Source organism: Thauera aminoaromatica S2 (genome assembly GCF_000310185.1).
In the GTDB taxonomy this organism is placed as follows: domain Bacteria; phylum Pseudomonadota; class Gammaproteobacteria; order Burkholderiales; family Rhodocyclaceae; genus Thauera; species Thauera aminoaromatica.
Map to the genome: position 1 here is coordinate 1 of NZ_AMXD01000232.1, position 2,946 is coordinate 2,946.

3 protein-coding genes are annotated in these 2,946 nt (G+C 72.7%); all 3 read right to left on the reverse strand.

The features are described from left to right. Positions 1-1,088 (reverse strand): ABC transporter permease (locus tag C665_RS18985; RefSeq protein WP_004327427.1); only part of this gene is annotated, 1,088 nt, incomplete at its 3' end. Next, a complete protein-coding gene (locus tag C665_RS18990; RefSeq protein ID WP_012585969.1) occupies positions 1,085-1,780 on the reverse strand; it encodes an ABC transporter ATP-binding protein in 696 nt (231 codons plus the stop codon). The genes C665_RS18990 and C665_RS18985, both read right to left, overlap by 4 nt. Before the next feature lie 334 nt (positions 1,781-2,114). Further along, positions 2,115-2,946 (reverse strand): efflux RND transporter periplasmic adaptor subunit (locus tag C665_RS18995; RefSeq protein WP_004327429.1); only part of this gene is annotated, 832 nt, incomplete at its 5' end.

Below are 2,946 nucleotides of genomic sequence, written 5' to 3' on the forward strand. Positions count from 1 at the left end.
GGCCACGCCGGCAGCTGCGGGAAAGCCAGGCGCACGCCCCAGGCGCCGGCGTGGCCGAGCGCGAAGCCGGCGAGCGCGCCGGCGACGGAGAGCAGCGCGGCCTCGGCGAGGAAGGCGGCGCGGATGGTGCCGGCGCGCGCGCCGAGCGCCTTGAGCAGGCCGATTTCGGCGGTGCGCTGGGTGACCGCGACCAGCATCACGTTCATCACCAGGATGCCCGCGACTGCCAGGCTGATCGCGGCGATGCCGGCCACGCCCAGGGTGAGCGCGCCGAGGATGCGGTCGAAGGTGCCGAGAACGGCGTCCTGGGTGATCACGGTGAAGTCGAGCTCGTCGTCGCGGCGCGCGCGCAGGCGCTCCTCGATCTGGCGCTGCGTTGCGGGCAAGGCCTCGCGCCCGCGCGCCTCGACGAAGATGCGGAACAGCCCGCTGGTGTCGAACATCGCCTGCGCGGTCGCCACCGGCACCAGCACCAGCTCGTCGGTGGTCATGCCCAGCCCGCGCCCGGACGGCGTGAGCACGCCGATCACGCGCAGCCGGGTGTCGCCGACACGGATCATGCGGCCCACCGCGCTCTGTCCGGGGAAGAGTTCGCTGCGCAGTGCGTCGCCGATCACCGCCACCGCCGAGGCGCGGTTGAAGTCCTCGCGCGGCAGGAAGCCGCCGTGGCCGATCTTCAGACCGCGCAGCTCGAGGAAGTCGGCGCTGGTGCCGACGACCGTGACCTCGCGCAGCCGGCCGCCGACGGCGATCTCGGAGTTGCCCACCGCGAGCGGCGCCACGCGCTGCACCAGCGGCAAGCGCAACAGCGCGGCGGCGTCGGCGTTGGTGAGCTCGCGCGGCGTGCTGCTGACGAAGCTGCCCGCGTTGACGCCACCGGTCTCGGTGCGTCCGGGCAGCACGATCAGCAGGCTGGCACCGAGCGCGGAGAACTCGTTCACCACGTAGCGCCGCGCGCCGTCGCCGAGCGCGGTGAGTACCACCACCGCGGCGACGCCGATCGACATCGCCAGCATCATCAACGCGGTGCGCAGCGGCCACGCGGTGGCGGCGCGGGTGGCGAAGCGCAGGGTGTCGGCGGGGCTCATGGGGGCGGTGCGGCGGTGCGCAGGTCCTGACGGATCGCGCCGTCCTCCATCAGGATGCGGCGGTGTGCGCGCTCGCCCATCGAAGGGTCGTGGGTGACGACGATCAGCGTGGTGCCGGCGGCGTTGAGCGCCTCGAGCAGCGCGGTGACCTCGTGGCCGGTGGCGCGGTCGAGGTTGCCGGTGGGCTCGTCGGCGAGCAGCATCGCCGGCCGCATGATGGTGGCACGCGCGATCGCGACGCGCTGGCGCTGGCCGCCGGAGAGTTCGTCGGGGCGGTGCCGGGCGCGCCCCTCGAGGCCGAAGTCCTGCAAGGCCTGCGCGATGCGAGCAGCGCGCTCGGCGACGGGGATGCCGGCGAGCACCAGCGGCAGGCCGATGTTCTCGGCCGCGCTGAGGCGGGGGACGAGGTGGAAGCTCTGGAACACGAAGCCGATGCGTGCGCTGCGCACCGCGGCCTGCTCGTCGGCCGAGAGTGTGGTGACGTCGCGGCCTTCGAGCCGGTAATGGCCGGCGTCGGGGCGGTCGAGCAGACCGAGCAGGTTGAGCAGCGTCGATTTGCCGGAACCCGACGGTCCCATGACCGCGACGTACTCGCCGGGCTCGATGCGCAGCGTGATGTCGCGCAGGGCGTGCACCTCGCTGTCGCCGAGCTTGAAGATGCGGTCGATGTGCTCGAGTTCGATCTGGGCCATGGTGTTCTGTTGCAGCTTCAATTCAGGCCGGTGTGGCTTCCGTGAGGTGGCATGAGGCACCTTTCAGCGCCCTGCATGGGGTGTCGGGCGAGCGGACAATGAAAGAAGACCTTGCCCGCTCGGCGGCGGCAATCGCGACTTGCGTCGCTCCCACAGGCGAGACGCGGCGCCTGGCGAGGCTGGCGCCGATTGGACCGGAAGCGGCGACGCTGCGACGCCCGGGAATGCGTGCGCCGACTGGCGTGCACGCGGCGACACCGCGGCGCTCGGGGAGGGATGTGGGAGCGACGCAAGTCGCGATCCGGGAGCCGGGGCGCCCACTTCGATCCAGCGCCTACCGCGCCTCTTCCGGCCGCAGCGCCACCTTCGCCCCCGCCATCACCCCCTCCCGCTCGAGCGACGTCACAATCCTCTCCCCCGCAGCCAGTCCCGACACCACCTCGGTGAACTCCCAGTTCGCCACGCCCGTCCGCAGCGTGCGTTCGACCAGCGTGTCGCCCTCGACCACCAGCACCTTGCCGCCCTCCCGCAAGGCCCCGGTCGGGACGCGCAGCACCTCCGCACGTGTCGCGAGCACGATCTCCACGTCCGTGCTGTAGCCCACCAGCATCCCGTGCGCCTCGGCCGGGTCCGCGAAATCCACATCCACCGCCACCGTGCGCGCCTGCTTCTCCACCGCGGTGATATACGGCGCGACACGGCGCACGCGGCCTTCGAAGACCTTGCCGGGGATGGCCTCGAGCGTGATGCGTACCGGCAGCCCGGGCCGGATCTTCGGTGCGTCGATTTCGTCCATCGGCGCCTTCACGTACAGGCAGGAGTCGTCGATCAGGTCGATCGCCGGCGGCATCGGCACGCCGGGCGGGGAGGGCGTCGCGTATTCGCCCAGCTCGCCGCTGATCTTGGCCACGGTGCCGGCGAAGGGCGCAACCAACACCAGGCGCTGGCGCTCGGTTTCGGTCGCGACGAGCTGGGCCTGGGCGGTGGCGATGTCGGCCTGCGCGGTGTCGCAGGCGGCGCGGCGGGCACGCGCCTCGGTGCGGGCCCTCTCCTCGGCGCTGGCGGACACGAAGCCGCGCTTCACCAGCTGCGCCTGGCGCGCGGCCTCGCGCTCGGCGTTGGCCGCCACGGCGCACGCCTCCTGCACGCGCTGGCGGGCGGTGGCG